25 protein-coding genes and 1 pseudogene are annotated in these 26,309 nt (G+C 42.4%); 4 read left to right on the forward strand and 22 right to left on the reverse strand.

The genetic code is table 11. From position 1 onward, the window contains the following. Positions 1–192: 192 nt before the first annotated feature. The 14 genes and pseudogenes from ACJ9PY_RS20235 to ACJ9PY_RS20300 all read right to left on the reverse strand — a co-directional run bounded on the left by ACJ9PY_RS20235 (position 193) and on the right by ACJ9PY_RS20300 (position 17,910). Positions 193–957, reverse strand: a complete 765-nt coding sequence (locus tag ACJ9PY_RS20235) for an ABC transporter ATP-binding protein (protein WP_411738827.1) — start codon at positions 955–957, stop codon at positions 193–195. Then, positions 954–1,751, reverse strand: coding sequence for an ABC transporter ATP-binding protein (locus tag ACJ9PY_RS20240; RefSeq protein WP_063575388.1), 798 nt, complete (start codon positions 1,749–1,751; stop codon positions 954–956). Before ACJ9PY_RS20240 ends, ACJ9PY_RS20235 begins: the two co-directional genes overlap by 4 nt. After that, positions 1,748–2,587, reverse strand: a complete 840-nt coding sequence (gene nikC, locus ACJ9PY_RS20245) for a nickel transporter permease (protein WP_063575387.1) — start codon at positions 2,585–2,587, stop codon at positions 1,748–1,750. The genes ACJ9PY_RS20240 and nikC overlap by 4 nt, the downstream gene beginning before the upstream one ends. Continuing rightward, positions 2,578–3,531, reverse strand: a complete 954-nt coding sequence (gene nikB, locus ACJ9PY_RS20250) for a nickel ABC transporter permease (RefSeq protein WP_145504519.1) — start codon at positions 3,529–3,531, stop codon at positions 2,578–2,580. The genes nikC and nikB overlap by 10 nt, the downstream gene beginning before the upstream one ends. Continuing rightward, positions 3,532–5,061 (reverse strand): nickel ABC transporter substrate-binding protein, encoded by a 1,530-nt coding sequence (gene nikA, locus ACJ9PY_RS20255; protein WP_411738828.1) that lies wholly within the window; start codon positions 5,059–5,061, stop codon positions 3,532–3,534. 599 nt (positions 5,062–5,660) lie between these two features. Then, positions 5,661–6,803 (reverse strand): mannitol-1-phosphate 5-dehydrogenase, encoded by a 1,143-nt coding sequence (locus tag ACJ9PY_RS20260; protein ID WP_034309501.1) that lies wholly within the window; start codon positions 6,801–6,803, stop codon positions 5,661–5,663. A 5-nt stretch (positions 6,804–6,808) separates the two neighbouring features. Beyond that, positions 6,809–8,899: a BglG family transcription antiterminator gene (locus ACJ9PY_RS20265; RefSeq protein WP_411738829.1), complete on the reverse strand. Its 2,091-nt coding sequence runs from the start codon at positions 8,897–8,899 to the stop codon at positions 6,809–6,811. Positions 8,900–8,985: 86 nt separating this feature from the next. Next, positions 8,986–10,929, reverse strand: a complete 1,944-nt coding sequence (locus ACJ9PY_RS20270) for a PTS mannitol transporter subunit IICBA (protein WP_411738830.1) — start codon at positions 10,927–10,929, stop codon at positions 8,986–8,988. Between the two features lie 202 nt (positions 10,930–11,131). Then, complete coding sequence (locus tag ACJ9PY_RS20275; RefSeq protein WP_048683174.1) at positions 11,132–12,424, reverse strand: CitMHS family transporter; 1,293 nt, start codon at positions 12,422–12,424, stop codon at positions 11,132–11,134. A gap of 215 nt (positions 12,425–12,639) precedes the next feature. Further along, on the reverse strand, positions 12,640–13,521 hold the full coding sequence (locus tag ACJ9PY_RS20280; RefSeq protein ID WP_411738831.1) for a helix-turn-helix transcriptional regulator: 882 nt from the start codon (positions 13,519–13,521) through the stop codon (positions 12,640–12,642). A gap of 362 nt (positions 13,522–13,883) precedes the next feature. After that, positions 13,884–14,573 carry a response regulator gene (locus ACJ9PY_RS20285; protein ID WP_063575382.1) on the reverse strand — a complete coding sequence of 230 codons (690 nt, stop codon included), beginning with the start codon at positions 14,571–14,573 and terminating at the stop codon, positions 13,884–13,886. Next, positions 14,567–16,162 (reverse strand): ATP-binding protein, encoded by a 1,596-nt coding sequence (locus ACJ9PY_RS20290; RefSeq protein ID WP_411738832.1) that lies wholly within the window; start codon positions 16,160–16,162, stop codon positions 14,567–14,569. The genes ACJ9PY_RS20285 and ACJ9PY_RS20290 overlap by 7 nt, the downstream gene beginning before the upstream one ends. 282 nt (positions 16,163–16,444) lie before the next feature. Continuing rightward, positions 16,445–16,643: pseudogene (locus ACJ9PY_RS20295) on the reverse strand (collagen-like protein); the annotation flags it as partial. A gap of 340 nt (positions 16,644–16,983) precedes the next feature. Continuing rightward, the gene (locus tag ACJ9PY_RS20300; RefSeq protein ID WP_411738833.1) at positions 16,984–17,910 is read right to left on the reverse strand and encodes a DNA-3-methyladenine glycosylase family protein; all 927 of its coding nucleotides are present in this window, start codon (positions 17,908–17,910) and stop codon (positions 16,984–16,986) included. A gap of 174 nt (positions 17,911–18,084) precedes the next feature. Here ACJ9PY_RS20300 and ACJ9PY_RS20305 point away from each other — a divergent pair, with 174 nt between their 5' ends. Continuing rightward, positions 18,085–18,681: a bifunctional transcriptional activator/DNA repair enzyme AdaA gene (locus ACJ9PY_RS20305; RefSeq protein ID WP_411738834.1), complete on the forward strand. Its 597-nt coding sequence runs from the start codon at positions 18,085–18,087 to the stop codon at positions 18,679–18,681. Continuing rightward, entirely contained in the window at positions 18,671–19,213 is a 543-nt protein-coding gene (locus tag ACJ9PY_RS20310) for a methylated-DNA--[protein]-cysteine S-methyltransferase (protein WP_268591990.1), read from the forward strand. The genes ACJ9PY_RS20305 and ACJ9PY_RS20310 overlap by 11 nt, the downstream gene beginning before the upstream one ends. Positions 19,214–19,238: 25 nt before the next feature. On the opposite strand, the gene ACJ9PY_RS20315 is transcribed toward ACJ9PY_RS20310, so the two are convergent. The 4 genes from ACJ9PY_RS20315 to ACJ9PY_RS20330 all read right to left on the reverse strand — a co-directional run bounded on the left by ACJ9PY_RS20315 (position 19,239) and on the right by ACJ9PY_RS20330 (position 21,531). After that, entirely contained in the window at positions 19,239–19,682 is a 444-nt protein-coding gene (locus tag ACJ9PY_RS20315) for a DUF2690 domain-containing protein (protein ID WP_176548667.1), read from the reverse strand. A gap of 84 nt (positions 19,683–19,766) precedes the next feature. Then, positions 19,767–20,228, reverse strand: coding sequence for a DUF2690 domain-containing protein (locus ACJ9PY_RS20320; RefSeq protein ID WP_052137328.1), 462 nt, complete (start codon positions 20,226–20,228; stop codon positions 19,767–19,769). A gap of 370 nt (positions 20,229–20,598) precedes the next feature. Continuing rightward, positions 20,599–21,225, reverse strand: a complete 627-nt coding sequence (locus ACJ9PY_RS20325; protein ID WP_411738835.1) for an NUDIX hydrolase — start codon at positions 21,223–21,225, stop codon at positions 20,599–20,601. A gap of 39 nt (positions 21,226–21,264) precedes the next feature. Continuing rightward, positions 21,265–21,531, reverse strand: a complete 267-nt coding sequence (locus ACJ9PY_RS20330; protein ID WP_034309540.1) for a transporter suffix domain-containing protein — start codon at positions 21,529–21,531, stop codon at positions 21,265–21,267. A gap of 217 nt (positions 21,532–21,748) precedes the next feature. Here ACJ9PY_RS20330 and ACJ9PY_RS20335 point away from each other — a divergent pair, with 217 nt between their 5' ends. Further along, on the forward strand, positions 21,749–22,429 hold the full coding sequence (locus ACJ9PY_RS20335; RefSeq protein ID WP_034309543.1) for a copper homeostasis protein CutC: 681 nt from the start codon (positions 21,749–21,751) through the stop codon (positions 22,427–22,429). Here ACJ9PY_RS20335 and ACJ9PY_RS20340 read toward each other — a convergent pair. Beyond that, on the reverse strand, positions 22,336–22,929 hold the full coding sequence (locus ACJ9PY_RS20340) for a UPF0715 family protein (RefSeq protein WP_411738836.1): 594 nt from the start codon (positions 22,927–22,929) through the stop codon (positions 22,336–22,338). The two genes, ACJ9PY_RS20335 and ACJ9PY_RS20340, sit on opposite strands and share 94 nt — an antisense overlap. Before the next feature lie 56 nt (positions 22,930–22,985). Here ACJ9PY_RS20340 and ACJ9PY_RS20345 point away from each other — a divergent pair, with 56 nt between their 5' ends. Then, the gene (locus ACJ9PY_RS20345; protein ID WP_411738837.1) at positions 22,986–23,387 is read left to right on the forward strand and encodes a hypothetical protein; all 402 of its coding nucleotides are present in this window, start codon (positions 22,986–22,988) and stop codon (positions 23,385–23,387) included. Between the two features lie 84 nt (positions 23,388–23,471). On the opposite strand, the gene ACJ9PY_RS20350 is transcribed toward ACJ9PY_RS20345, so the two are convergent. From ACJ9PY_RS20350 to ACJ9PY_RS20360, 3 genes are all read right to left on the reverse strand, one after another. Then, complete coding sequence (locus ACJ9PY_RS20350; protein ID WP_411738838.1) at positions 23,472–24,209, reverse strand: MerR family transcriptional regulator; 738 nt, start codon at positions 24,207–24,209, stop codon at positions 23,472–23,474. A 446-nt stretch (positions 24,210–24,655) separates the two neighbouring features. Continuing rightward, positions 24,656–25,498, reverse strand: a complete 843-nt coding sequence (locus ACJ9PY_RS20355; RefSeq protein WP_411738839.1) for a pentapeptide repeat-containing protein — start codon at positions 25,496–25,498, stop codon at positions 24,656–24,658. Between the two features lie 245 nt (positions 25,499–25,743). After that, positions 25,744–26,202, reverse strand: coding sequence for a VOC family protein (locus tag ACJ9PY_RS20360; RefSeq protein WP_095679147.1), 459 nt, complete (start codon positions 26,200–26,202; stop codon positions 25,744–25,746). Positions 26,203–26,309 lie beyond the last annotated feature (107 nt).

The following is a 26,309-nucleotide window of genomic DNA, read 5'->3' on the forward strand; positions in this document are numbered from 1 at the left end:
CTAAAAAAACGAATTGCCGAAAGCAACTCGTTATATGGTGCCACTATTTAAATGTGTAATAAATGGTTGAATTGATGATGAAAGAATCCGCAATCGTTCTCCCGAATTCCTAACATGCCACCTTACTTCCTCCTTAAGCATTAAACTTAATCGAAATCATTGCGATTTAAAACTCAAATAAACACAACTTCATTATTCAAACATCGAAATCAGTTCTTTTGTGTATGAATGGCGATCGCTGCAAAAAAGCCGTTCTTTCTCGAAAGAATCCACAATAACACCCCCTTTCATCACCATGATCCGTTGGCTCATCTCCTGTACAGCCGATAGATCATGAGAAATAAAAAGGTAGGAAGTGTCCAAAGTCTCCCGCAGCCCGCCTAACAATTTCAGCACCGCCGCTTGGGACAGCACGTCCAGGCTTGAAGCCGGTTCATCCAATATAATGAGGGCCGGTTCGATGCTGATTGCACGCGCAATGGTCAACCGCTGCTTTTGTCCGCCGCTTAGCTCATGCGGGTAACGTTCAGCAAAACTCCTTGGAAGCTCCACCGTTTCCAGGAGCTGTCCGATAAAGTTCGCTTCACTTGTATACGTAAAATATTTCAAATTGACCTGGCTGCCAAATTGAAGATATGGATCCATTAGTGAATCCTTTATCCTTAGTTTTGGATTCAAAGCCGATACAGGATTTTGCAAAACAGCCTGGATGTTCTTGCGATACGGTTTTAAACTGCGTTCGCTTTTGTTTTGCAGCTCGGTTCCTTCAAATAGGATGCTGCCCTTGTCAAAAGATTCAATCTGAAGGATGAGTCTTGCCAGTGTGCTTTTTCCGCAGCCGCTCTCCCCCACTAACCCGAGGCATTCCTTCCTTTCCATGCTGAAATTCACGTTCCTTAGTATTTCCACTCCGTTATCATAGCTTTTATGGACATTTCGCACGTCTAATAAACTCATCCTGACACTCCTTCAAGCTTAAATGGAATTCTCCTCAATGATGGCGATGATTGAATCAGTTCATTCGTATAAGCATGCTGCGGATGATTCAATACCTGATTTTTATCACCGGTCTCTATGATGGCCCCGTCTTTCATGACTGCAATGCGGTCCGCATACTTCCTGACATGACGTAAATCATGCGTAATGAACAAGATTGCACATCCGGTTTCTTTTTGGAGCTTTGATAACAGCTGTAAAACCTTAAAGGAAGATACACTGTCTAAGGCTGTGGTCGGTTCATCCGCTATCAAGATATCAGGTTCAAGCAGCAGGGCTATTGAAATGGATACGCGTTGAAGCTGACCGCCGCTTAATTGAAAAGCGTATCTGCCGTAGATATCTTCATTCAGTCCCACCGATATGAGCGCATTGACCGCTTGCTGCCTCCTTGCCTTTTTGGAAAGGTTCAAATGTGTTCGCTGATATTCGTCGAAATGCTGACCGATGGTAAGGAACGGGGTGAATGAACCCTGGTAATCTTGAAAAATATAGGCCAGGCGCTTTCCGCGAACCTTCCTGATTTCTGAGGAAGATAGGGTTAATAAATTCTTTTCCCCATACCATATTTCCCCCTTCGCTTGAAGATTGGGTGCAAGCAGCTGACATATTGCCATGGCCGTCATGCTTTTGCCGCTCCCGCTTTGTCCGACAAGTGCGAACCACTCACCCTCCTGCACATCTAATGAAAGATTCTTGACGATATGATTTTGCTTTCCCATGATATGCAGCTGCCTCACGGATAAAATGCTCATGATCCCACCTCCTTTTTCACATCGAATGCATCGCGCAAATAATCACCGAGCATGTTGGTTAGAAGGACGACAAATACGATGGCGAGCCCTGGGTAAATCATCAGCAACATATTGGATTGAAAGTATGGACGGGCATCATTCAGCATGGCTCCCCACTCCGGTGCCGGCGGCTGCGCACCGAGCCCGATATATGATAAGGAAGATATGAGCAAAATGATTTTTCCTAAATCGAGGCTAGAAAGGACAAGCACATTCCCGATAAGGTGCGGAAATAGATGCTTCCGCATGATCCCAAATGAACTTAATCCATTGATTTTAGCAACTGTGACATATTCCTTCTGACGTTCGGTGATCACCGTACTTCGCACAAGCCGGGCATAATTCACCCATTTCACCAGAACGATCGCCAACAGGAGATTTTCGATTCCCGGTCCTAATAAACCGCTAAGAACAATGGCAACGATCGTATCTGGGAAGGCGAGAAACGCGTCGGCAATGCGCATGAAGACCCGATCGATCAGACCTCCTTTAAAACCGGCAATCATCCCGAACGGGACGCCGATGATAACTGCGGCAAACAAAGATAAGAGGCCGTAGCCAACCGTCAGCTGTGCACCAAGCAGAAGGCGCGTCAATACATCACGCCCTAGATGATCCGTCCCTAACGGATGTTCCATGCTCGCCGGCCATAGCCTTTCTTCCAGATTGACCAGTGCCGGATCATGTTTCACAATAAGAAAGGTGTAAGCCGCAACGGCAAGGATTGTCGCCATCACCGTAAATAGGACGGTCATTCTCCAGCGCCTTTTGGATTTTCCTTTGATAACTAACTCCATTTTCCATGCTTCCTTTCATTCAGTCTTAGCTCCGGATTTAAATAGCGATAAGATAAATCCACGGCACTATTAACCATGAATACAATGATGGCCATGACCAGCAGGTACCCTTGGATGACTGGATAATCCCGCGACCGAATCGAGTCCACGACCATCTTACCTATGCCCGGATAGGCAAAAATCACTTCGATCACGACTACACCGCCGATTAGGCTGCCAAGGCTGACACCGAATACGGTAATGACCGGGGGCAAGCTATAACGAAATGCATGGGCAAAGAATATCCGCATCTCTGAAATCCCCCTAGATCGGGCAGCCCTGATGAAATCATGACTGAGGGAATCTATCAAGCTCGAACGCAGCAAACGGACGTACACACTTGTGATGGCCAGCCCCAGCGTGACCGACGGCAGAATCAAAGAACGAAACCCGTCCCTGCCCATCGTTGGAAGGGCTCCCCATCGTACCGCAAATAAATCTATCAAGAGCAGCCCCAGCCAAAAGCTAGGAATGGCTGCCCCCAATAAAGAAACAGCCCGGCTGAATTGATCGATCCAGCTCCCCCTGTACAAGGCAGCAAGCGAACCTAACGGAATCGCTATACCAAGCATGACAAGCAATGCACCAACCGCCAGCTCAAGTGTTGCAGGCAGCCCGCTCATGATCATTTCCATCACAGGCTGATTCGTCAGATAGGAATGCCCGAAATCCAATCGGATAAAGTCCGCAAACCAATTGCCATACTGCACGAACAGCGGATCATTGAACCCTAATTCTTCACGAAGCTCATTGACTTGCTCGTTTGTGACCGATACATCATCCACTTGAAGTATCGAGAGAACCGGGTCGCCAGGAGCAAGCCGAACAAAAAGGAAAGAAATGAATGTAATCACAAGAACAAAAATCGCTACCTCAATGAATCGGCGGACTAAGATGCGAAACATTCACTTCACATCCAATTCATTCGTCAGCATGTAGTATTCGCTTCTCGAAGTGATCCAGTTTTTAACTTTATCGGCATCATAAGCAACAAGTGTATTCGGATGTAAAATGAATGAATTATACACCTGTTCATCCACATACATCGCAATCTCCTCAGCTAAATCCGAGCGCTCCTCCTGCCCGACCGTCACGTTCAGCTCATCAATCAGGGACGTCAGGCGATCATCATCAGCCCCACTGAAGTTCAAGGCCCCCTTTGGATGATAAGTAGCATTTAAATAATAACCGGCATCCCCTCTCGGAGCCGTTAAATTGCTGTAGGTCGTTAAATCCCAATCGCGATTGGCAGCCATATACTCTTCAGGGATTTCTATTTGCTTGATATTCACATCAATCCCCACCTGACCGGCATCCGATTGAAAAACTTGGGCAATTAACGGCAGGTCGGCACGTGAACTGTATGTAAGCAGTGTAAACGTTAACGGTTTACCGTCTTTTTGCATGACACCATCCACTTTCTTATATCCCGCCTGATCAAGAAACGCCTTAGCGGCTTCCATTCCATTCGCTTTTTTCGGATAATCCGGGGCAAAAGAGAAAGTGGATGGGAATGGCCCCGTCGCCACTTCAGCATGACCATGTAAAATCGTTTCCGCAATGGATGGACGATCGATCAAGGCATCAACCGCCTTCCGGACGTGTATGTCCTGCAATGCTTTACGTTCCAAATTCATCGTCATTTGATGTACGCGGAAAGTCGATGTCGATTCAACCTTCACACCATCTTTCGCCTCTAAATTTTCCAAGCTTTCCACTTCCGGACGGAAAACAATATCAGCGTCTCCCGATTCAAGGGCAAGAGACCGTGCATTGGCATCTTCATTAAACGAAAACCTGGCTCTCTCAAGCTTTGCGGCTCCATCCCAGTAAGACTCATATCGGATTAAATCAACAGCCGTACCTGGTATGAATTTCGAAACGGCAAATGGCCCGGTTCCTATCGGCTTGTTTATATAGTCACTTTCCTTCACATCAATAATCGATGTATTTGGATGAACCAATTCAGAAGGAAACTCAGGAAAAGGAACCACCGTCTTAATGGTCAGCGCATTCCCGTCCGCTTCAATCGACTCAATCCGCAAAGCATTCTTGATCGCCGGACTATCTTTCATCGCCCTCTCCAAGGAAGCCTTCACCGCTTTGCCATCCATCGGCTTTCCATTCTGAAACGTCACACCCTCCCTTAACTCAAAATTCCATAATTGACCATCCTTGCTATCCCAGCTCTTCGCCAGCCAAGGTTCGATGGTCAAATCCTTATCATTGAGATGCACCAATGTCTCAGTGATGCCAGCCCTAAGCGACACATAACTAGTATCAACATTCGGATCAAGCGAGCTAGTCGCAAAATTAAAAAGCAAGTTCACTTCCTTCTTCCCTCCCGCTTGATCCTTCGCAGACTCGGTGGAACAAGCAGCCAAAAGAAAGACTGATAAACATACAATAAAAATCAATTTACATTTTCTGAACACGATATATTTCCTCCATTACCTCAACTATTTTTATTGACTGTTTTAAAATCGTATTGATTACGATTTAGGTTGCGGCTTTACCATCATCAAACGACGTAACACATCGCCGAATGCTTATCCGAAATCAAACTATGTAATCCTCCTCGAGAGAAAACATCCATTCACGAGTATTTGTGCTAAACTCACGAGTATTTGCTCCAAATTCACGAGTATTTGCTCTAAACTCACGAGTAAATCCTCCAAATTCACGAGTATTTGCTTCAAAGTCGTGAGTATTTGCTCTAAACCCTTAAATAACAGCTCTAAATCTCTTGCAATAGGACCAAATTATTAAAAAGCGCACCAAATTCTCTATTTATTGCACGAATCCTCCTTTTTCAATCCATTCTTTCAGTGCTTTCCGTCTAATAAATCAAAATGATTACGATTTATCCTTTAAAACACTCTCTCTTGTCTTGATTGTCTTCCATTATAAAACGTAATGATTACTGTTTACAAGGTTTTTTTGAGTTTTATTATCGGATGCCAGTTCCTTCGATGATTGGCTTTTTGATTAAGTAAAAAACTCCTGAAAAAGGATTTCAGGAGTTCTTCGGCTTTTATTTTAAGTTGTTGTAGTGGTTGATGACTTCTTCGGTGATTTCGCTATTTTCGTCCAATCCGCTAACTTCCTTAAGTGCTGAAGCTACACCGTGTTCTTTGATCATCGTTTGCAGTTTAAGGGCTTCTTCATCTTCGTTAAAATCAAAGAGTAAAGCGGCCGCTATCGCTTTCGCCAGATTAGTATAGGAAAGTCCGGCTTTCTTTGCTTCTACGGCAGGGCGCACGAGACGGTCGTTTGGCCCGAGTTTACGCAGCGGTGAACGTCCGACTCTATTCACCGAGTCATTCAGGTAGGAGTTTTTAAAACGATTAATGATTTTTTCGATATACTGCTGATGCTCACCTGCATCCAAACCGTATTGCTTTATTAAATAGGCACCCGTTTCCCCTAGGGTTTTCTTAACTTGCTCCACAATGCCTGCGTCTTCCAATGACTGGTCAATCGTTGATTTTTTATTTTTAAGATAACCGAGGTAAGCAATGACGGCATGTCCTGTATTAACGGTAAACAGTTTTCTCTCAATGAATGGGGCGAGTTCTTTTACAATGGTCATCCCTTCAACGGCAGGTATGCTTTCCTTCGTTTCAACGACCCATTCATAATAAGGTTCCACCAAAACATCGAGTGATCCTTCGTTATTTTGGATAGGAACGATGCGATCGACTGCTGAGTTAAAGAAGTAGACTTTATCGGCTAGTTTTTCCTTTGTGGCTTGATCCAGGTTTTCCAGAATGTAGCCTTCTAAAAGGTCTGTTGCCGATATTTGGTTTTCGCAAGCGATCACATATAGTTTTTCATCGGTTTCCTTCACTCTTGATGCCAATCCTTTTGCAATTAAAGGAGCGATATGAGGCAAAATATTGGGACCAATAGCAGTGGTGAGGTAGGTTGCTTCGGAAATTGCTTTAATGACTTCCTCTTCCTGCTTTAAACTGTTTAAACCCGAAACATTTTTCACAGTGACTGATTCTTGTTGATCAGTGGCCAGTTTGACTTGATATTGCTTTTTATCATTTAACTGATCGATGATTTGATCAGCTATATCTACAAATGTCACATGATATCCAGATTGTGAAAAAAGTGCTCCGATAAATCCTCTTCCAATGTTTCCTGCACCGAAATGTACTGCTTGTTTCATTACAATCATCCCTTTATCAAGTTAGTATATAAATAATCCAAAAATATGGCTTCCAGCCTTCTTCTAATCATTTCTTCGTCCGAAGATGAAAAAATCATGATGGATTCATTGCTTTCAATTAAGCTTGAACTTATTAAGCTGACGATTTCCTGCTGCTTCACACTCAATTCTTCAGGTGCCAGCATCAGCAGTAAATTTTTCATATGGACGTCATTGCCGTCCATACCTTTGACGAGACGATATTCCTCCAGGTGAGCCACCTGGAATATCAGTTCTTTTACATTCTTATGTCTCGTATGGAAAAGGCCCATCCCCGTGCCCGGAATGCCTAAACCGCCCTTTTTTTCCCGTTCCTTCAAGGATCCGACCACATCATCCGCACCCATCAGCAGTTCTTCCGTTTCAGCCATCCTCACCATTTCTTCGATGATTTCTGGATGTCCTTTCCGATGCGGCAGCCGATAAAACCGGAAATTATCCATGATCGACTCGATGCTCTGCTGGGCATCTTTCAATTCCTGCAGCAATTCTTTCAGTTCGCCATCCTCTTTTTTGGTCACGGTATCCTTATCGGCTGACTGAATGCCATAACGCTTATTCTTCGTGAAGTTTTCGATATTCTTCCTTAAATAATTCCTGATGTTCAAAATATTCTCTTCACTCAAAAGAGGGGATACAAGGATATAATCACTATCGATATACGGAAGCCGGACGGTAGAAATGATCACATCATAGTTTTTCAGGCTGCTCTGCTGCTGGATGTCTTTAATGGTCTTGATTTCTACAGTCTCGATTTCGATGATTTCCTTTTTGATCCGGCTTGCAAGCATCTTCGACGTACCGATACCTGTCGGGCAGACTATGAGTGCCCTTATTGATATTTCTTCCTCCCGCAGCACTAGTGCAGATCCGAAATGAAGGACGATGAAGGCTATTTCATCTTCAGGAAATTCTTTTATTTCTTTGAATCCCTTTTCCAGACTGGTCTTCACTGCCAAAAAGAGAACCGGATACTTTCGCTTAATATCTTCGGTTAAGGGGTTGTACAATCCCATTTCCTGTTTGATCCGGAAAAGCGATGGTTCCATATGGGCAAGGAGCCCCTGATACAATGGGAAATCCTTGGTCAAATCGATTTGCAGTTGTGCCGAAACATCTTTTATCAGGTTTCTTATCAGCTGGCCAAGCAATACACTGTCATAGGGAACGGCATCCGCCGCATGAAGCTTGGAGCCTTTAAGGATGGCTGCAAGGTAACTTATATCATCGATGGTAAAAGAGACTTCCAGCATGGCGCTGAGTTCCTTGCCTATTTTATTCATGAGATTAGTCTCATCGGAAAGTTCGCTTATTTTATTGAAATCCTTCTCCAAAAAATATTGGCTTTCATTCCTTTGCAGGGTTACATAAATATGTACAATTAACCCTATATACCCGCTATCCGCCAATCGGGAGTGGGCACTGTTAAAAGTTGAGTTCAGCACCCCGTCGATAGCCAGAAGATACTCGGGATCGAAATAGTCGAGGATTTTCGCTTCTGGAAATTTCCCTTCTTGCAGCAAAAATAAACTTTCAATCAGCTCTTCATTAAAGAAGTGCAAGAAATAGGCTGCCTGGGCTTTCCGTTTATTTTCTTCGGTGCCGGCAAGCTCTATTCCGACTCCCCTTTTTCTGGTAATCACGATATTAAAATTCTTTAACCATTCGGTCAGTTCGTCCAAATAGGTTGTAAGAGTCGTAATGCTTATTCCGAGATCCCCCGCAAGAACTTGAGTTTTATATGATTCTTCCTGCAGTAAAGCTAAAAGAAGATGCAGCTTTCTTTCTTGTGGCGTTTGATCGATCGGATGATTGCCCATCAGGTGCTGTACAAGCCGAAAGACTTGTTCATTCTTCCCGTCGATGGACAGTCCCTCATGTGTATTGCGTGTTAAATGCAACTCGAATGATTGCAGGATTTTTTCTATGGACTTCAAATCGCGTTGAACCGTCCGGACACTAACATTCAATTGTGTCGCAATGGATAAGGCTGTATGTTTTCCTGAAGTTTTTATGATCAATTCTATGATTGATTTTTCCCTTGAAGTAATATACATGCTACCAACTCATTTCTGGTGGAGTAACACGAGAAAATACTGAATAGAAAAGCGTATAACGCTTTTCTATTCTTGGTTAAGAGTATTTAATTATTTTCTACATTTATAATATCCATCAATTCCCTGGCTGATGTGGCTTTAACCATCTTTTCAATATTCTCCATGTCAGAGCATGTAACTGCAATGCCAGATAGAATTTCAAGATGTGTCCCGTCCTTGCCGGCAATGCCGAATATCAATCTTGCCTTTTGGCCGTCAAAGTCGACACCATCAGGAATTTGTAAAACGGTAAATCCGGATTTAAGGACATCTTTCTTAGCTTCCTCGGTTCCGTGCGGAATGGCTACATCGTTCCCCATATAGGTTGAAGTCAATTCATCACGGGCAATCATCGCTTCAATATAGCTTTCCTTAACGTAACCTGCATCGACCAAAGCTCTTCCCGCAAAGCGGATCGCTTCTTCCTTATTGGCGAATTGTTGATTAAGGAAGACATTTTCTTCACGAAGCAATTCATTACCTTCCGGCTCATCCTCGTCGATGCCAGGTTCGATTGAATGTTCACGAACACCGGGAACCTTCTCTTCAGCATCTTCGACGATTTCATGCAGCTCATCGGTACCGTCATCCTGAAGCCGTGCAAGCAATGAATCGTATTCAGGGCTTGATAGGAAATTATCGACGGATACATGATAGGCATTCGGCACTTTATTCTGTGCCCTTGGAGTTAACTCCTCCTGTGTAATGACGATTTGTGCATCAGCAGGAATGTTTGAGATCGCCGTATTTGTAACAGTGATATTCAATCCGGCTTCCTTCACCTTCTTGCGAAGCAGCGAAGCCCCCATCGCACTTGATCCCATTCCGGCATCACAGGCAAAAATTATTTTGCTGACGTTTGTTGGCATCGTTCCCGGCTCTGAAGCGAATACATCGGCAACAGAGCTTTTCTTGCCTTTCATTTCTTGCATTTTTTTCGCGGCATCTTCAATATTCTCTTCAGATTGCTTTCCTGTTTTCAGGATGAATGCACCGACGATGAATGAAACAAGGGCGGCTACGATGACCCCTGCAAAGTTAGCAATATATGCACCTGCATTATGCGGAGTTACCGCTGTAATGGCAAGTATGCTGCCTGGGGATGCTGGAGCGAACAATCCTCCGCCCAGTAGGACCAAAGTGAAAACTCCACTCATGCCTCCAAGAATGACCGCTAAGAATAACATCGGCTTCATTAGAATATAAGGGAAATAAATTTCATGGATCCCGCCGAAGAAATGAATGATGGCAGCTCCTGGCGCCGATTTCTTCGCCGTTCCCTTTCCAAAAAAGCAATAAGCAAGGAGTACGCCGATACCTGGTCCTGGATTCGATTCCAGAAGGAACAGGATGGAAGCCCCTGTTTGTTTGACTTGCTCTACACCAATTGGTGATAGTACACCATGATTGATGGCATTGTTCAAGAACAAGACCTTGGCAGGCTCGATCAGGATACTTGTCAACGGAAGTAAACCTGTACCGACAAGCCAATCGACTCCTGCTACAAGCCAGCCTGTAAATACGTCAACAGCAGGCCCGATGGCCAAGAAGGATAGAATGGACAATAAGCCGCCAATAATCCCCGCCGAAAAATTATTAACAAGCATTTCAAAACCGGCTTTTATTTTCCCTTCAATCAATTGATCGAATTTCTTGATGACATAACCGCCGAACGGTCCCATTATCATGGCTCCAAGGAACATCGGGATGTCAGATCCGACGATGACGCCCATTGTCGCAATGGCACCGACTACGCCGCCGCGGTGATCATGGATTAGCTTACCGCCCGTATACCCAATTAAAAGCGGCAATAAAAACGTAACCATCGGTGTAACCATTTTGGCAAGGCTTTCATTTGGCAGGAAACCAGATGGGATGAATAGGGCAGTGATTAGCCCCCATGCTATGAAAGCTGATATATTCGGCATGACCATTGAACTTAGAAAGTTACCGAACTTTTGAACTGCAACTTTTATATTAAAGTGAGCCATTTTTGCTCTCTTCCCTTCTTATTAATATAGTTTCCTTTAATCTTAAGGTACGTACATCCCTCATTCAATAAAAGAAAAAGCTAACTTTGTCGCGAAAGAGAAGACAAACATAATGTATCTCACTTTTCCAGTTTTATTCAGCGCTTGATGCAGACAGAAAAGAGTCCCGTTCGCATCGTGACGAACGGGACTCTTTAAAGCTTTATAGCGGGATGATTCCCAATAGGACACAAACCACTATCATGACAAGCGTCGATCCGCATGCCCATTTCAGGAAAGTGCGCTGCAAGGCACCGAAATCTTCCCCTACCATTCCAACCAATAGATAAGTAGATGGAACAAGCGGGCTTAATAGATGGACAGGAAGCCCCAATAGTGAAGCTCTGCCGATCAGGGCAGGGTCAATTCCATAAGCAGCTCCCGCTTTAGCAAGTAATGGGAGCACCCCATAATAAAATGCGTCATTAGACATGAAGAACGTAAAAGGTGCTGAGATGATGGCTGTGATGACAGCAAAATGTGCGCCCATTTGATCTGGAATATGCTGAATCAAAGAGTTTGCCATGGCATCGACCATCTCCGTGCCGGCAAGGATTCCAGTGAAAACACCTGCTGCAAAAATCATCGAAATGACGGATAAAGCATTGTCCGCATAGTTTGCTACACGTTCTTTCTGATCACTGAGTTTCGGATAGTTAACCGTAATGGCAATCGCGAAACCTACCATGAACAGAACCGCTGAAGGCATAAGTTCCATGATCAGCGCAACCAGCAGTGTAAGAGTCAATGCGTAATTGAATATGATCAATTTAGGCCGTTTTAGATAAGCATCTTCCGTTGCAGCCGCGTGCTGTGCCACAGCATGATAATCGACCTCAATGATCCCGATTCTCTTTCTTTCTTTTTTACCCAGGCAGTATGCCATGAAAAGGACGAATAGGACTCCGCCAATCATCGCTGGAATGACGGGTGTGAACACATCGGACATTTCAAGTTTTAAAGCGGTCATCACCCGTGCTGTAGGGCCTCCCCAAGGAAGAAGGTTCATGACTCCAGATGACGAAACGGCAATGCCGGCCAATACTAGCGGTCTCATTCCAATCCGTTTATATAAAGGAAGCATGGCAGAAATCGTTATCATATAAGTAGTCGTACCATCTCCATCCAAGGAAATCAGCAAGGCCAGGACTGCCGTGCCGATGGCAATTTTCACCGGATCTCCTTTTACAACCTTAAGGATCGTATTGATGATCGGGTCAAAAACCCCAGCATCAATCAAAATGCCAAAGAAAAGGATCGCAAATAAAATCATGATTCCCGTTGGCGCAACGTCTTTGATCCCTTCCAGCGCCATCTCACCCATTTTACCGCCAAACCCGCCAATAAGTGCAAAGGCACTTGGTACTGCAATCAAAGCTATCATGGCTGAAAGTCGCCCTGTCATAATTAAAATCATAAACACTACTATCATCAAGTATCCTAATAAAGCGAGCATATCTATCACTCCTATCTTCTAATAAGATAAAGTGTATATGAAACCGCTTCATTTGTAAGCGTTCTCAATTTATTGTGTTTTAAAACTATTTTGTTAATTGTGTTCATTGTGTTCACGGAACCGATTTTTCGAGGAGGAACCGAACGCCATTCCCCTGGTTGAATGGCGTGTTCTCTAAGGAAATAAGCGAATATTCAAGCAAATGTTCCGCGCATTTATTCTTCAAATGATAAATTTTCCGGTCCGTCCAAAAGGTCACAGCCGTAATCTATATTGGTCGTTGGTGTATCGATACTGACTTCCTCGAATTCCAGTTCATCGATCCATACTTGGCCGCGCCCTGAAAGAAGGACCCCGAATGAAATGATGGCACTGTTTTCGGGCACATCCAGGACAATATAATAATGGTTCCATTCCGTATTGTTGACGATGGGCCGATTCCCCATATTGTCGAATTGCAAAACATCCTGGAGCGCATTATCCACCCTCATCCATAAACCACAAAATCCATCAACACCTTTTGATTTTAAAAAACCCGACAGTTTCATTCTTTTACCAAGGTAATTTTCCGCCTTGAATTGCTGCATCATCGTAGCAAATTCCTCCTTGGATTCGGCAGTGACGGATTTCAGGAATCCTGATGCCTGGCCTTTATGGAATGTCTCCCGGTCAATTCCCATTTGATAATTGAATGGATGACTCCCGCTTAAATTCCAGCCTTTTAATAATTGTTCGTTTTTCATCGTCATTTCCTCCTTTTGCAAGGTTAGTTTACTTACGAGTTTCCGATATTGCCCTGGCGGCAGGTCATAATATTTCTTGAATGAACGAGTAAAGGATTCCTGTGTTTCAAAGCGGTAATATAAAGCAATATCGATTATTTTTTCATCGGTATAAAGCAGCATGTTAGCTGCATTGGCAATTCTTCGATATCGAATATATTCCGATACGGTCACACCAACCTCCTTGTGAAAAATACGATGATAATGAAACTTCGAAAAACCTGCGAACCTTGCGATGTTCTCCAAGGATAATTCGTCTTGTAAGCTATTCTCTATATATTCAATCGTTTTTTGGATGATGGGGCTATATCTCATTTCCAAACCTCCTTAAAAAAAGGATAACAGATTAACATATCGGTTTTTTGACATATATTGCTTTTTTCATAATCCTTCAAACGATGCATCATAAAAAAAGGCACTTTTCGTAAAGATTGTTGTTTTTAAAACGAAACTATTTAAGGTTGATTGGAGCGGAAGTGCGAGACTCCTGCGGGAGCAGCGGGACAGGTGAGAACCCAACAGTCGTTTACGCCGAGGAGGCTCACCGCCCGCACCAAGGAAAGCGAGCACCTGGAGGGGAAATCAACCAAAACTCACTACCTGGTAAATAGCAACAAAGTATGGGAAAACAGCCTAAAAAAGACACCTTCAATCTTGAAGGTGTCTCTCACTTAATTCTATTGAGTTTTATAATATCTTCGCTCAGGTCTCCCCACTACCCCATATACGACTTCCGCTTTACATTTCTTAACGGATATCAAGTATTCCAGGTAGCGTCTCGCGGTTGTCCTGGAAGCACCGATCTGTCCGCTCACTTGCTCAGCCGACAAACCGATATCGCTTCCTTCGAGTACCTCGATTACCTTCGCCAAAGTGATTTCGTCTACCCCTTTCGGCAGGGCCTGCCCATCGTTCGATTCCGAAACGGATGAACCCTTTTTCAAAATGAGATCCACAAAATCCTGGTCTATCTCTTGTTTGGATTTCATCAGATGGACTTTCTTCAGATACTCTTCGATAACTTGGTTGAAACGCTTCATCTCCACTGGTTTAATTAAATAATTCTCAACACCATAGTGAAGCGCCTTTTCCAGCTGTTCTTTATCCGTTGCCGCGGTTATCATGATGATATCCACATTCGGGAATTTTTTCCGTATGTCCGGAAGGAGGTCTGTACCAAGCTGATCTGGCATATAAACATCAAGCAAAAGCAAATCCGGGCTTTTTTGTTCCAAAATCCGAAGCGTTTTTTTGGCATTGACAGCTTTTCCGACCACTTCTATTTCATCAAAGTTTTTCAAGAATTTTTCATGGATATCCGCTACACGAAAATCATCCTCTGCAATGACTGCTCTTATCTTCAGCATTCTTTCCCTCCTCGCTGTTCTTTAGGGAGATATACGGTGAATATGGTGTTCCCACCTTCGCTTTGAACTTCGATGATTCCGCCCAGCTCTTTTACGACATGATCAGCATTCGAAAGTCCATAACCACTCGGACTTCCGCTGTTTTTCGAAGTGAAACCCCTATCGAAAATATGGGCGATGGCATCCTCAGGTATTCCTTTTCCGTTATCACTCACTTCAAATACCATATCATTTCCGATATCTGTGGCGAAAAATTTCACGAGCGGCTCCTCCATGCTTGAAACCGCTTCTAGTGCATTATCGATAATGTTTCCTAGAATCAATGTTAGTTGTGACAGTTTTATATGATCCGGCAGTTTCTCCAGGTAACTTTGTGCATCTATTTCGAAGATGATCTTCTTCTCCGATGCTTTCCCGATCTTGCCAAGTAACAGGGCTTGTACCTTTGTATCCTTTATCTGTTCGAACACGACACGGTTCAGGGAATGCAATTCGGATGTTTCGCTTTGAATCATATCGATTGCTTCATCGTATTCCCCTAATTGTATCAAACCTGAAAGGACGTATAGTTTATTGGTGAATTCATGGGTTTGTGCCCTTAAATCCTCTGAATGCATCTTCACTTCCGATAGTGTGTTGACCATTTCCTCAATTTCCGTTCGATCACGGAACGAAGCGACAACACCGCTTACCCCTTCACTATCGAAAATCGGCGTACAATTGACGATAACGGATTTGTCTTCCCATGAAATCTCCTTATCCACTTGCGGTTCACCAGACTTTAGCACCTCGAATAAATATTTCGAAGGAAAAAGGCCATCGACGTTCAAATGACGAACGGACTCTTTAATATCCAGCAATTTTTTTGCCGGCTGATTCATCGAGGTAATCAGCCCATTTTGGTCAATGGCCAGAATCCCTTCTTTCACCGATTGAAGCACTGCATTTTTTTCTTTATATAAATTGGCGATTTCAAATGGTTCCAGCCCCAGGGTATCTTTACGTATGCTCCTTGCCAGCATGTAACTGCCAATGATCGAGATCATGATGGCCACTAAAGATACAATCATCTCCTTGGACAAATCCTTGAAAATTTGGGCGCGGACATCGTCCACCAAAAAACCGACGGAGACGATTCCAATTATTTTTCCATCCTCATTGAATACCGGTGACTTCCCCCGAATGGAAAGACCGAGTGATCCTGCCGCTTCGGAGACATAATATTCGCCTTCCTGAATGGCCCTGCTATTATCCCCGCCTTCCATCCGCTTCCCAATTTCGGAAGCCAGCGGATGGGAATAGCGAATTCCCTCTGCATTCCCCACAACAATGAACTCAGCACCTGTTTCCCTGCGGATCTTTTCGGCAATCGGCTGGATGATGCCAGCGGGATCATCCGTCTCAAAAGCCTCTGTAACGGTAGGCATGAAGCTAATCGTCTTTGAAAGCTCCAACGCCAATTGACCTTTATCCTTCGCTATTTGCCTTCCTTCCATATAGGAAAAAGTAGTCGTCAATAACAGGATCAAAAACAGGCTCAACGATAAGACTAACCCGAGAATCTTGGTTTCCAGCGATACTTTCCTCATATTCAACAGCATCCTCTATTTTCATTTTCATTCACTAATTTTTATAGGAGCATAATGATTTTACCATTTCTATTAAATATTGAACATTGTTGGCCGTTTATTTCCCCGTGCCCTATTTAAGAAAAATGGACACGCCGATGATGGTGCGAAGTTCAAGGAGCAGTTGTTTTCCACCTTGTAATCTTCATGATGCTTATCTTTGGACAATGCTGGTTCTGTCTTGAAAGCAAAACAATCAGAAACATAAAATGCTCAAAGGAAACATTTCCTTTGAGCATTTTTTCAAAAACAGCTAAATGAATTGATTTGTCTTGTCTCAATGCCAAAAACGTCCAGAACCTGCCATTCCACATGAAGCCGGCAACAGAACGCGGACCGACGAAGAGGGGGTAATACCAGAAACGCGCACCATTGTTTAGTTATATAAAAACAGACAAAACGAAATCGCACCCGGATCTATCGCAAATGCTGAAATCGACGTAATTTCGTCGAAATTTATTGTTTTATCTCCGAATATGGAGTTTTATCGACGTTACTTGCAGTTTTATCTCCGAATATAGGGATATATCGACGAAATTTATTGTTTTATCTCCGAATATGGAGATATATCAACGAATTCTACTGTTTATCTCCGAATAGAGATATATCGACGAAATTTATTGTTTTATCTCCGAATATGGAGTTTTATCGACGTTATTTGCAGTTTTATCTCCGAATATGGAGATATATCAACGAATTCTACTGTTTATCTCCGAATGGAGATATATCGACGTAATTTATTGTTTTATCTCCGAATATAGGGATATATCGACGTTACTTATTCAATATAGCAATCTCCATAAATAGAAGGTTGCATAGGATTCCCAATCAGCCCACGCTTCCGATAGTTTCAGGATTTCCGCTTTCGTTGGTTTTGTTTCTGTTTGCATGAGCAGTTTCATGGAATTATGCAGCCCGACGTCATCGATGGGAAAGGCTGCTGAAAAACGCAAACAGCGCATCAATACATAGTTCGCTGTCCACGGACCGATTCCCCGTATGTTGGTCAGCATTTTTTCAGCCTCTTTTACATCCTTTGCATTCAACAGCTTTTCTTTAGTAAGTTCCCCTTCTGCAATCAGTTGAGCAACACCTATTAAATATTCACACTTCTTTACCGTCATCCTCAAATCGGCAAAATCTTCGACGGTCAATTTCGCGATTGCATCAGGTGTCGGAAACAGCCAATATTGCTTTCCTTCGAATTCAACATATTCACCAAATCCCTCCACAAGCCTCCGTTTCAAGGTATACGCATAAGTCAAGTTAATCTGCTGACCAAGTATTCCCCAGGCAATCGCTTCAAATAAATCAGGGATGCCCATATTTCTCAAGCCGAAGAATTGGCTTACCGGCTTTTGCAATAAAGGGTCCTTTTGGGCCAGCTCATAAAAAGGAAGCAGGTTTGTCTCAAGATCGAACCAGTGACGAACGTATTGGCAAACAGCATCCTTTACCTGATTTTCCATCGGTACTGTTCGTCCTGGGAAACGGACGGTCAGCTCCGTTTCATTCATCGCACTGATTTCTACTAAAAGCGTCTCGTTTTCGACAACAAGTGCTCGATAAATTTTTTGATCAACAATATCGAACAGACATTCATTGGAGGATCTTGATAAATATTTAAGATTTTCCGAAAAACGAAACTCTTTTGGTGCATGAATCCTCAATTCCATCATGCCTTCATCATTTGATAATGTCTTTTTCATCCTGCTCCCTCCTTTAGCTTTATTCTAATGACAAACCGATACGTTATCTTGCTCTTTCATTTAACTCCCTAATTTTAACAAAATTTATTGAACAATTACGTTATCTTGCTTTTATATTATCAAAATGTTTGTATATCAACCCTTTCTTGTATACTAAATGGAGAGGTGAATGTAGTGAATCCGAAAAAAGCAGATTTCCCGAATGAATATTGGAAAGCTATTATAAATTGTGATGCAGCATATGATGATCATTTTTTATACGGGGTAATTACGACAGGCATCTTTTGCAGGCCCTCCTGTAAATCAAGGGTGCCTAATAAGGAAAACGTGAAGATCTTCAAAAATGCCATGATGGCTTTGGAAGAGGAGTTTCGGCCTTGTAAACGTTGTAAACCGGAAGGACTGAATGTGCCGACAGAAGAATGGGTTGAACAAATAGCCGAATGGATCGACACCCATTACAGCGAACCCCTCACTTTGAACAAATTGGCGGATATTTCCCATGGCAGCCCGTATCATTTACAACGAACATTCAAGCGAGTGAAGGGAATATCGCCCACTGAATACATTCAGCGGCTTCGCCTTGAAAAAGCGGCGAGGCTGCTGGAAACCTCCGAACTGCCGATAACTGAAATAGGCTTCGCTGCCGGGTTCTCCAGTACACCCTATTTCATGACGTTATTCAAAAGGAAAATGGGGAATACCCCTTCAGGATATAGAAATGCTTATCTCAAAACTCAAGCTTTGGAGCGTGAAGAAAATGAAGAATGATAAAAAACAAACCATTGAATGGGCCATATTGCATTATGATAAGTGGCAATTATATGTGGCCAGGACGGAAAAAGGGCTTTGCTATGTAGGCTCTCCCGGTCAAACGTATGAAGAACTGAAGTCCATGATGCAAAAACGCTTTCCAAATGCGAACCTTGTTGAAAATGAAAAAGCATTAAATCCCTATCTAAAAGAACTACAAGAATATTTCGAAGGAACCAGGCAGACTTTCTCCCTTCCTGCAGATATAAAAGGCACGCCCTTTCAACAAGAAATTTGGGCAGCGCTGAATCAAATACCCTATGGACAAACCTGTTCCTATTCCGATATTGCCCAAATCATCCAAAGACCTGCAGCTGTTCGTGCGGTTGGTACGGCCATTGGCGCCAACCCAATTCTGATCACGGTACCATGTCACCGGGTTATCGGAAAAAACGGGGCCATTACCGGCTACCGTGGAGGTACGGAGATGAAACGATATCTACTTGAATTGGAAGCACAATCTGACCGCAAAAAAAGCATCCGGCTATAAGGATGCTTTTTTGCGCTTTTTGTTTTTAGTACCAAATTGTCACCGCTTTATTATAGGCATCACTATTTGGAATCGCATGGATCCCTTGGGCCTGTGCTTTGCGCGGGTCATAATCATATACCATTGGTGTATAGCATGAGGTCTGACCGATATTCACAACACCATTGCCCCCGGAACTTGAGCATGTATAGGCCTTACCATCAGTACTACGGACGATTCTGGCATCCGCTTCATGATTGTATACGGCGGGGCGTGTTACGGTCACTTTTGCCCAGGCGGTTTTACACACAGTGCTGTATTTCAATTCTACGTATGAATTGGAATCAATCCATTTTTTATCCTTCGTTACCGCCGAATTTGCACAACTATTATAGTATGGACTTTTTCCATCATAGGTGTGTGTTTCGGCCAGTGCTTGATTTTTTCCAAATCCAAAGTCGACAATAAACAGCGACAGTGTCATCACCATGGTTAAACCTAACATTTTAAGCTTTTTATTCAATTCATTCATCCTTTCTTTGCAAAAATATAGATGAAGGTTTTTCTTTTTTCATTAATACCAGTCGGTTTCACCTGCTGTATATGGCCAAAAGGCTACCGCTTTTGCTTTACGCGGATCTAAATCATATACCATCGGTGTATAGCATGACGTTTGACCTTTATTTATTTCACCATTTCCTCCAGGGGATGCACAGCTGAATTGTTTATTATCAGTATTGCGGACAACCAATGCCGTTGCCTCACCATCTGCTTTAGCCGGTCTGCTTAGAGTGATCTTCGCCCAGGCGGTTTTACAGACAGTGCTGAATTTCAACTCCAAATTGGCAGAACCGCCATTGGCATAAATTTTCACCGACTTCTTCGTGACAGCGCTATTCGCACAACTATTATAGTAAGGACTTTTTCCATCATAGGTGTGTGTTTCGGCTGAAGCTTTGTTCGCAAAAGAATCAAGGGAGCCAAAAAGGACTAAAGAAGCTACAAAAAATGAAATGCATAAAACCATTTTTTTCATTATTTCACTCATCCCCTTAACAAAATTTGTACACTGTTCATCTTACAATTTTGTAATATTCTTACAAGTGATAAATTCCCTAGTTCATGAAAAACTACATCCCCGCCTTTACGATGCAGCCTGGCATCATCATTACAGTATGGTATGTCTTGCTTTATCAGCTGAATCATCACAGAGACAAAGTCATTATCCCTATGAGCCATTCAGGGCAAAATAAGGTAACTAAGAACTTATGAGTATCAAGCTGGGACAAAACGAGCCAATAGGCTGCCGTTGATCGGGAAAGAAACAGGTCGATATACTTAATGTTTTTTTCAAGAAAAAAGAAAAGCCCCGACAAAACTCGAATCGTTTTGTCAGGGCTTTAAATTCAATTAGCGAGGTTTTCTCTGATCAATCTAATGATGTTATCATAATAGGAACGATCATGCGGAACGAACTCATTCCGTCCAACAAATCGATCGATCATCATCCTGCGGCCTTCGTGATTCATTTCAAATCCCTTAATATTCACTTTATCCTTCGCTTCGGTCCAAAGCTCTTCGAAGTCAGTCAGCACAACCTTCACCATCCCGGAAACCTCTTCTGGCTGCAGGGTGAAATCATCGAAGCTATGTGCACGTTCATATAGAAAGACGTTTGCCAGTTCTTTGTCGATGAAACCTTCTTTCGTTTGATGGTATTCAATAATCCCTAATGGAACCAACTCGTCAAAGGAAACGTCAATGCCTAGCTCTTCTTTAATCTCCCTTACTCCGTCGTATACCGTTTCATGTGCCAGTAAATGTCCGGCTGCCGTAATATCCCATAGATTCGGATAATCTTTTTTCATCGCACAACGATGCTGAAAATATAGGTAATCCACGCCCGCTTCCGAACTTGCGAACCAGCAATGGAAAACCTCATGCCAATGTCCCAATCTATGTACTTCCTCTCGCGAAGCCACACCGGTTTGAATGCGATTGGAATCGAAAACTTTCAACAACTCAGTTTCCATTTGAGCTTCACTCCCAGCCCTTTTTTATAAAAAACAGCTTCAGCCTTTTTCTTTTCTCCAATTTTTCGGGTTTAAATAGCCTTTATATTTAGCGGCCACTTCTTTCCCGACCAAAAGCGCACCTGCCCAAAACATCACTTCCGCAAAGACAATCGCACCTGTTATGACCCCAGCCTTAACCGCAGTCGAAAATGGCGTAAAAGGAGCCGCGACAGGAATGATCCAAGTGAGAAGGGAAATGATTAGGAACCCCATCCCTACTTTGTAAAATCTCGATTTCTTTATTTCCTTACTTTCTTTATCCAATTAAATAACCTCCGTCATGATATTTTCATTTAATTACCCCGCCGAACAAATATACCATTGAATGTATTCTTTTTTTATACGTTTGAATGTTCATTTCGTTTCATAAATTTGAGAAATAAAGATATTCCATTTGAGGAAAACTATTAATGAATTGACTTTGCGATTTTTAATGGATTTAATATTCATATAACACTTGCATGCAGGAAAGGAAAATCCAATGTACATTGAATTCATTGCCACAACGATAGAAGATGCCCTTATAATCGAAGAATCGGGAGCAGACCGAATCGAGCTTGTCAGTTCTTTAGCCGAGGGTGGATTAACTCCAAGCCACGCCCTGATAGAAGCTGTCGTCAATTCAGTGAAGATACCAGTCAACGTGATGGTAAGACCTCATAGCCAATCTTTTTGCTATACGCAAAAGGATTTGGAAATCATGAAAAAAGATATCCAAATCATTCGATCACTAGGAGCGAACGGGGTCGTATTAGGTGCATTAAATGAAAAAAATGAAATCAATCGACCATACCTGGAAGAACTATTGACCGTATGTGAAGGTTTGGAGATTACATTCCACCGAGCCATCGATGATACGCACGACCCTGTCATTTCAGCTGAAATGCTAGCAAAATATCCAGAAATCACTACGATATTGACCTCAGGCGGGCATGGGGATTTCCCTAGCCGCATGAAAACGATTCAACAAATGAAAAGAGTCTGCGGCGACATAGCCATACTGGTTGGAAGCGGATTGAATAAGGATAATATCCTTTCTATCCATTCCGAACTGCATACCGGTCACTATCATTTCGGTACGGCTGTTCGAAAAAACAACAGTATCATCGAAGGAGTTACATTAGAAAAAGCTAAAGAAATCGTAAACTTGCTAAAGAAATAATGTTGGAAGGGACCATTTAACCGGTCCCTTTTGTTTGTCTGAAGGTCCCTTTTTATGATGCAGAGCTTTTTTTGTAAAAAGACCGAATCCCAAAACCAAAAAAACAGTGCCGCTAAAAGGCTGATTGCATAGTAATTCTTTGTAGTCAAAATATCCATGCTGAAGTCAAAATTAAGCACCGAACTATAAATGAATACGGCCGGCAAAGAGAAAAAAATATAAAGGCAAAAATAGATTACACTGAATTTTTTAGGATGTTTATTGAAAAGGACCTGTACCGGAACAGCAAATAATAAATAAGGGATAACGACATAAAAAGAAATCACGATAATACCAATCACCCCCCAGGTATCCAGGCTGAATACAACCAACACCGTGGAAAGCGACAGACAGGAAGAAACTAGACTAAAAAAATAATAAGGAATCAAATCGCTTAGCTCCGAAACCTTTTGACTGACTTTCCAAAGTTCCATTTTAACCAATACCTCGCAGTCTACCATAATATAATGGGAATTTTTACATAATCTTATACTATATAAAATGGAGGTGTTTTTATTTGGAGCTATATATCGAATTATTCGTGTTTCTGGCCATCATCTTTATAATCGTCCTTTCCAATAGATTCATACCCTGGTTGGTAAAAGCCGCCATTGTCGTTTATTACTCTATCATTTCCTATATCTTCATTACCACAAAAAATAAAATTGATGAACGGTATGAAAATATCACTCCTGTGCCTGACGCCTACTGGGATAAAAATTCAGCCTGGGTTGACACGATGACTGGTTATTATTCATGGTCCTTTTTAATCATTCTCCTGTACATTTATTTTAAATGGTTCACAAGTGTGAAAAGTAAGGAAGCGAAGGGATGGGTGCTAATTAGTTTCATTCCAGCATTGGCCGTTTTTTTACTTTCCATATTCATATTCAATTTTTCATATGGGTATAGACCATAGGGGTTGGATATTGCCATATCCAGCTCCAAAAAAAGAAGGTTGCCGGAGCAACCTTCTTTTTTTGGAATTTCTCAATCCTGAGATTTAATTTTTGTTAGCATCCGCAAAATGCCCCATCGCATCACACATGAATTTTGCCAATCCTTCACCGTATTGATCGATATTTTTGGTGAAGCGTTGATCGTCCACGTACATTTGACCCAACCCTTTGAAAGCATCCAGCGTGTATGTGCCGAAGTTATTGTTCAAACAATCATACCATTCTTTAATGGCCTCTTGTGCCTCCTCCGACTTAGGCGAAGCATCTCGGATTTCCGCAAGTTTTAAATAGATCTCCGAAACAACTTTCTGTGCATCTTTGGACATGCCCGCCACTTTAGCCTTCGACTCATCGACAGCTTTATCCCCCCAAAGCTTGCGAGCCTCTTCTTCATATGGATTCTGACTGAAGTCAAATCCTTCAAATTTCTCTTTGTTCGTCATCTGAATTTCCCCTTTCATATGCTTAATCGATTTTTCGACCGTCTTAATTAATTTATCGAGCTGACTGCGTTTCTCCAGTAACATTTTTTGATGTTGCTTTAACGCATCTTGTTTATCAAACGAAGAGCTGTTTACCATTTGTTTTATTTCCTTTAATGGCATGCCAAGTTCCCTGAAAAACAGGATTTGCTGCAACATCTCAAGATTACCATTCGAATAAAGGCGATAACCTGCATCGGTTATTTCCTCCGGCGATAATAACCCGATTTCATCATAATAATGCAGTGTCCGCACACTAATGCCAACCAAATCGGCTAGCTCCTTCACTTTCATTGCCACTGCTTCTTACCTCCTTTCGATATCAATTACATTAAGGTATCACGCAACGTCAGAGTCAAAGGAAAAATGAACATTTCCTGCCCAAATGTAAAAGACGATCCTTCCTAATGAAGAATCGCTGTTGGAGAGTTCTCTCTTTGTAAAAGCTTCGGATTAAAGCCAAATCTAATTTACTTGTCCGCTATTGATGTTCATGCACTATGTAGTAAATTTCCCATTACTCGTAAGTTTTACGCATTTACTCGCGAGTTTCGCGCTTTTACTCGTGAGTTTTACGCTTTTACTCGTGATTTTGGCACTTTTACTCGTGAATTTGGGCTTTACTCGTGAGTTTCACGCTTTTACTCGTGAGTTTTACGCTTTTACTCGCGAGTTTTACGCTTTTACTCGTGATTTTGGCACTTTTACTCGTGAATTTGGGCTTTACTCATGAATGAAACATCCTTCTACCTCCAATGATCGGGAATCCTTAATGAGTGCGGTAATTTTGTCTTCGTGTCGCCTTTAGCCGAGTTAACCTGTGCTTGTGTGATGAAGAAACTGCCGGTGAGATCGGCACCGCTTAAATCGGCATCCCTAAAGTCTGCACCGATCAGGTCCGTCACTCTCATGTCGGCTTCCCTGAGGTCGGATGCAATAAGCAAAGCCCCTCTTAAGTTCGCTCCACTAAGGTCTGCACCTCTCAATTTTGCACCGATAAGGTCACTTCCCCTACCTATTTTGTTCGGCTTTTTCTTATTTTTCTTAATTGAAACCTTTGCACGTACCATTTCACTTGTGCGCAGGAGTAAATCGTTAACGATCGTTCTATGAGCTGGTACATTCAGGTCCATGATAGACTTTGAACTTTGTTTAGTGAGGTATTCCGTGTCTTCAAAAGCGGCCTGCAATTCCCGGTGAAGAGGTTGCGCATCTTCTAAATTAAGTGCTTCATTTAAGTAGCAAAGCATTTCATGCAGTTGTTGCATAATTGGAAAAACTTCGAACATTCCCTTTGCTGATGCGGGGTTGTCCCTCCAGTCGTTTCCATCATAGGTAAGCTGGGATACCTTTTGACCGGCACCGAAGCATTCATATACCGTGCAGCCTTTATACCCTTTTGCTCTGAGATTTTCATGGATGCCGCAACGATAATCGGATTGAAGGTTTGAACATGGTGTACCTCCATCTTTATCAAATGCAAAATCAGCAGACTTTGCATATGGCAGGGCTACACAGCACAAACCAAAACAATTCTCACAGTCTGCACGTAATTGATTATGGATACTATCGTTATTCGTTAATTGCATTCTTACACTTCCTTCTATAAAACACTGGCTCTGCCTTTTTTAAAATCAAAGTTTCATACAGTATATTATTTTCATTTTATCAAAAAACCCAATTAATCTATATATTAACAAAATACAAATAAACAAGAAATCTGAAATTAATCATTAGAGGGAAGCAAGTGCCCTTAGCCTTTCCATATTGATTACTCATACTTGTATAGAAAATTAATGATGGAGACTGGGCGGAAACTTTTCCTTTACAAAGTTCACCTGGTTAATAGTTCTTCCCATTTTTCAAGCGAAAGCTTTTCGGTCATATGCTTATATGCATCAGGGACTTTTATCGAACACATAAGTTCGAGACTATTGCCATCGGGATCATTGAAATAGACGGAAGCGTTTCCTTGGTTCGGCCGAACAAATGGTTCAATCGTTGTCCTTTTTCCAAAAGGGACGACTTCAATTTGCAAGGATTTGAGCCAAGTTAATGCATTTTTCATATTATCATAAGTTACCCGAAAGGCGATATGCCTTAGTGAAGGGTGGTATGGAGTTTGATATTCCTTCCCTTCCCATAAGCCGACCCAGCTTTTGTTTTCCTCGATCCAAAAGAAGGCAGTATCTTCATCCCTCCAAGCTAGCTTCAAGCCTATTTTCTTATAAAAATCCATGGAGATGTCCAGGTTCTTGACTGGTAAATGGGCTTCATATAAACCTTCTATCATATTAGATTCTCCTTTCTTCTTTTAAGTAAACGAACTCTTTTGCCGGGAAAATATCTCGCAATTACTTACTCTTAAGTCCTTTGCGACCATCAAGCGGTCTATCCTCA

The sequence above is a fragment of the Peribacillus sp. S4 genome, from assembly GCF_046715815.1.
In the GTDB taxonomy this organism is placed as follows: Bacteria; Bacillota; Bacilli; order Bacillales; family DSM-1321; genus Peribacillus; species Peribacillus frigoritolerans.

What these genes read in the sequence shown, in the direction of transcription:
- ACJ9PY_RS20235 (WP_411738827.1), bottom strand. Translation starts at nt 957, where the DNA reads ATGAGTTTATTAGACGTGCGAAATGTCCATAAAAGCTATGATAACGGA.
- ACJ9PY_RS20240 (WP_063575388.1), bottom strand. Translation starts at nt 1,751, where the DNA reads ATGAGCATTTTATCCGTGAGGCAGCTGCATATCATGGGAAAGCAAAAT.
- nikC (WP_063575387.1), bottom strand. Translation starts at nt 2,587, where the DNA reads ATGGAGTTAGTTATCAAAGGAAAATCCAAAAGGCGCTGGAGAATGACC.
- nikB (WP_145504519.1), bottom strand. Translation starts at nt 3,531, where the DNA reads ATGTTTCGCATCTTAGTCCGCCGATTCATTGAGGTAGCGATTTTTGTT.
- ACJ9PY_RS20260 (WP_034309501.1), bottom strand. Translation starts at nt 6,803, where the DNA reads ATGAAACAAGCAGTACATTTCGGTGCAGGAAACATTGGAAGAGGATTT.
- ACJ9PY_RS20265 (WP_411738829.1), bottom strand. Translation starts at nt 8,899, where the DNA reads ATGTATATTACTTCAAGGGAAAAATCAATCATAGAATTGATCATAAAA.
- ACJ9PY_RS20270 (WP_411738830.1), bottom strand. Translation starts at nt 10,929, where the DNA reads ATGGCTCACTTTAATATAAAAGTTGCAGTTCAAAAGTTCGGTAACTTT.
- ACJ9PY_RS20275 (WP_048683174.1), bottom strand. Translation starts at nt 12,424, where the DNA reads ATGCTCGCTTTATTAGGATACTTGATGATAGTAGTGTTTATGATTTTA.
- ACJ9PY_RS20280 (WP_411738831.1), bottom strand. Translation starts at nt 13,521, where the DNA reads ATGAGATATAGCCCCATCATCCAAAAAACGATTGAATATATAGAGAAT.
- ACJ9PY_RS20285 (WP_063575382.1), bottom strand. Translation starts at nt 14,573, where the DNA reads ATGCTGAAGATAAGAGCAGTCATTGCAGAGGATGATTTTCGTGTAGCG.
- ACJ9PY_RS20290 (WP_411738832.1), bottom strand. Translation starts at nt 16,162, where the DNA reads ATGAGGAAAGTATCGCTGGAAACCAAGATTCTCGGGTTAGTCTTATCG.
- ACJ9PY_RS20300 (WP_411738833.1), bottom strand. Translation starts at nt 17,910, where the DNA reads ATGAAAAAGACATTATCAAATGATGAAGGCATGATGGAATTGAGGATT.
- ACJ9PY_RS20310 (WP_268591990.1), top strand. Translation starts at nt 18,671, where the DNA reads ATGAAGAATGATAAAAAACAAACCATTGAATGGGCCATATTGCATTAT.
- ACJ9PY_RS20315 (WP_176548667.1), bottom strand. Translation starts at nt 19,682, where the DNA reads ATGGTGATGACACTGTCGCTGTTTATTGTCGACTTTGGATTTGGAAAA.
- ACJ9PY_RS20320 (WP_052137328.1), bottom strand. Translation starts at nt 20,228, where the DNA reads ATGAAAAAAATGGTTTTATGCATTTCATTTTTTGTAGCTTCTTTAGTC.
- ACJ9PY_RS20325 (WP_411738835.1), bottom strand. Translation starts at nt 21,225, where the DNA reads ATGGAAACTGAGTTGTTGAAAGTTTTCGATTCCAATCGCATTCAAACC.
- ACJ9PY_RS20335 (WP_034309543.1), top strand. Translation starts at nt 21,749, where the DNA reads ATGTACATTGAATTCATTGCCACAACGATAGAAGATGCCCTTATAATC.
- ACJ9PY_RS20340 (WP_411738836.1), bottom strand. Translation starts at nt 22,929, where the DNA reads ATGGTAGACTGCGAGGTATTGGTTAAAATGGAACTTTGGAAAGTCAGT.
- ACJ9PY_RS20355 (WP_411738839.1), bottom strand. Translation starts at nt 25,498, where the DNA reads ATGCAATTAACGAATAACGATAGTATCCATAATCAATTACGTGCAGAC.
- ACJ9PY_RS20360 (WP_095679147.1), bottom strand. Translation starts at nt 26,202, where the DNA reads ATGATAGAAGGTTTATATGAAGCCCATTTACCAGTCAAGAACCTGGAC.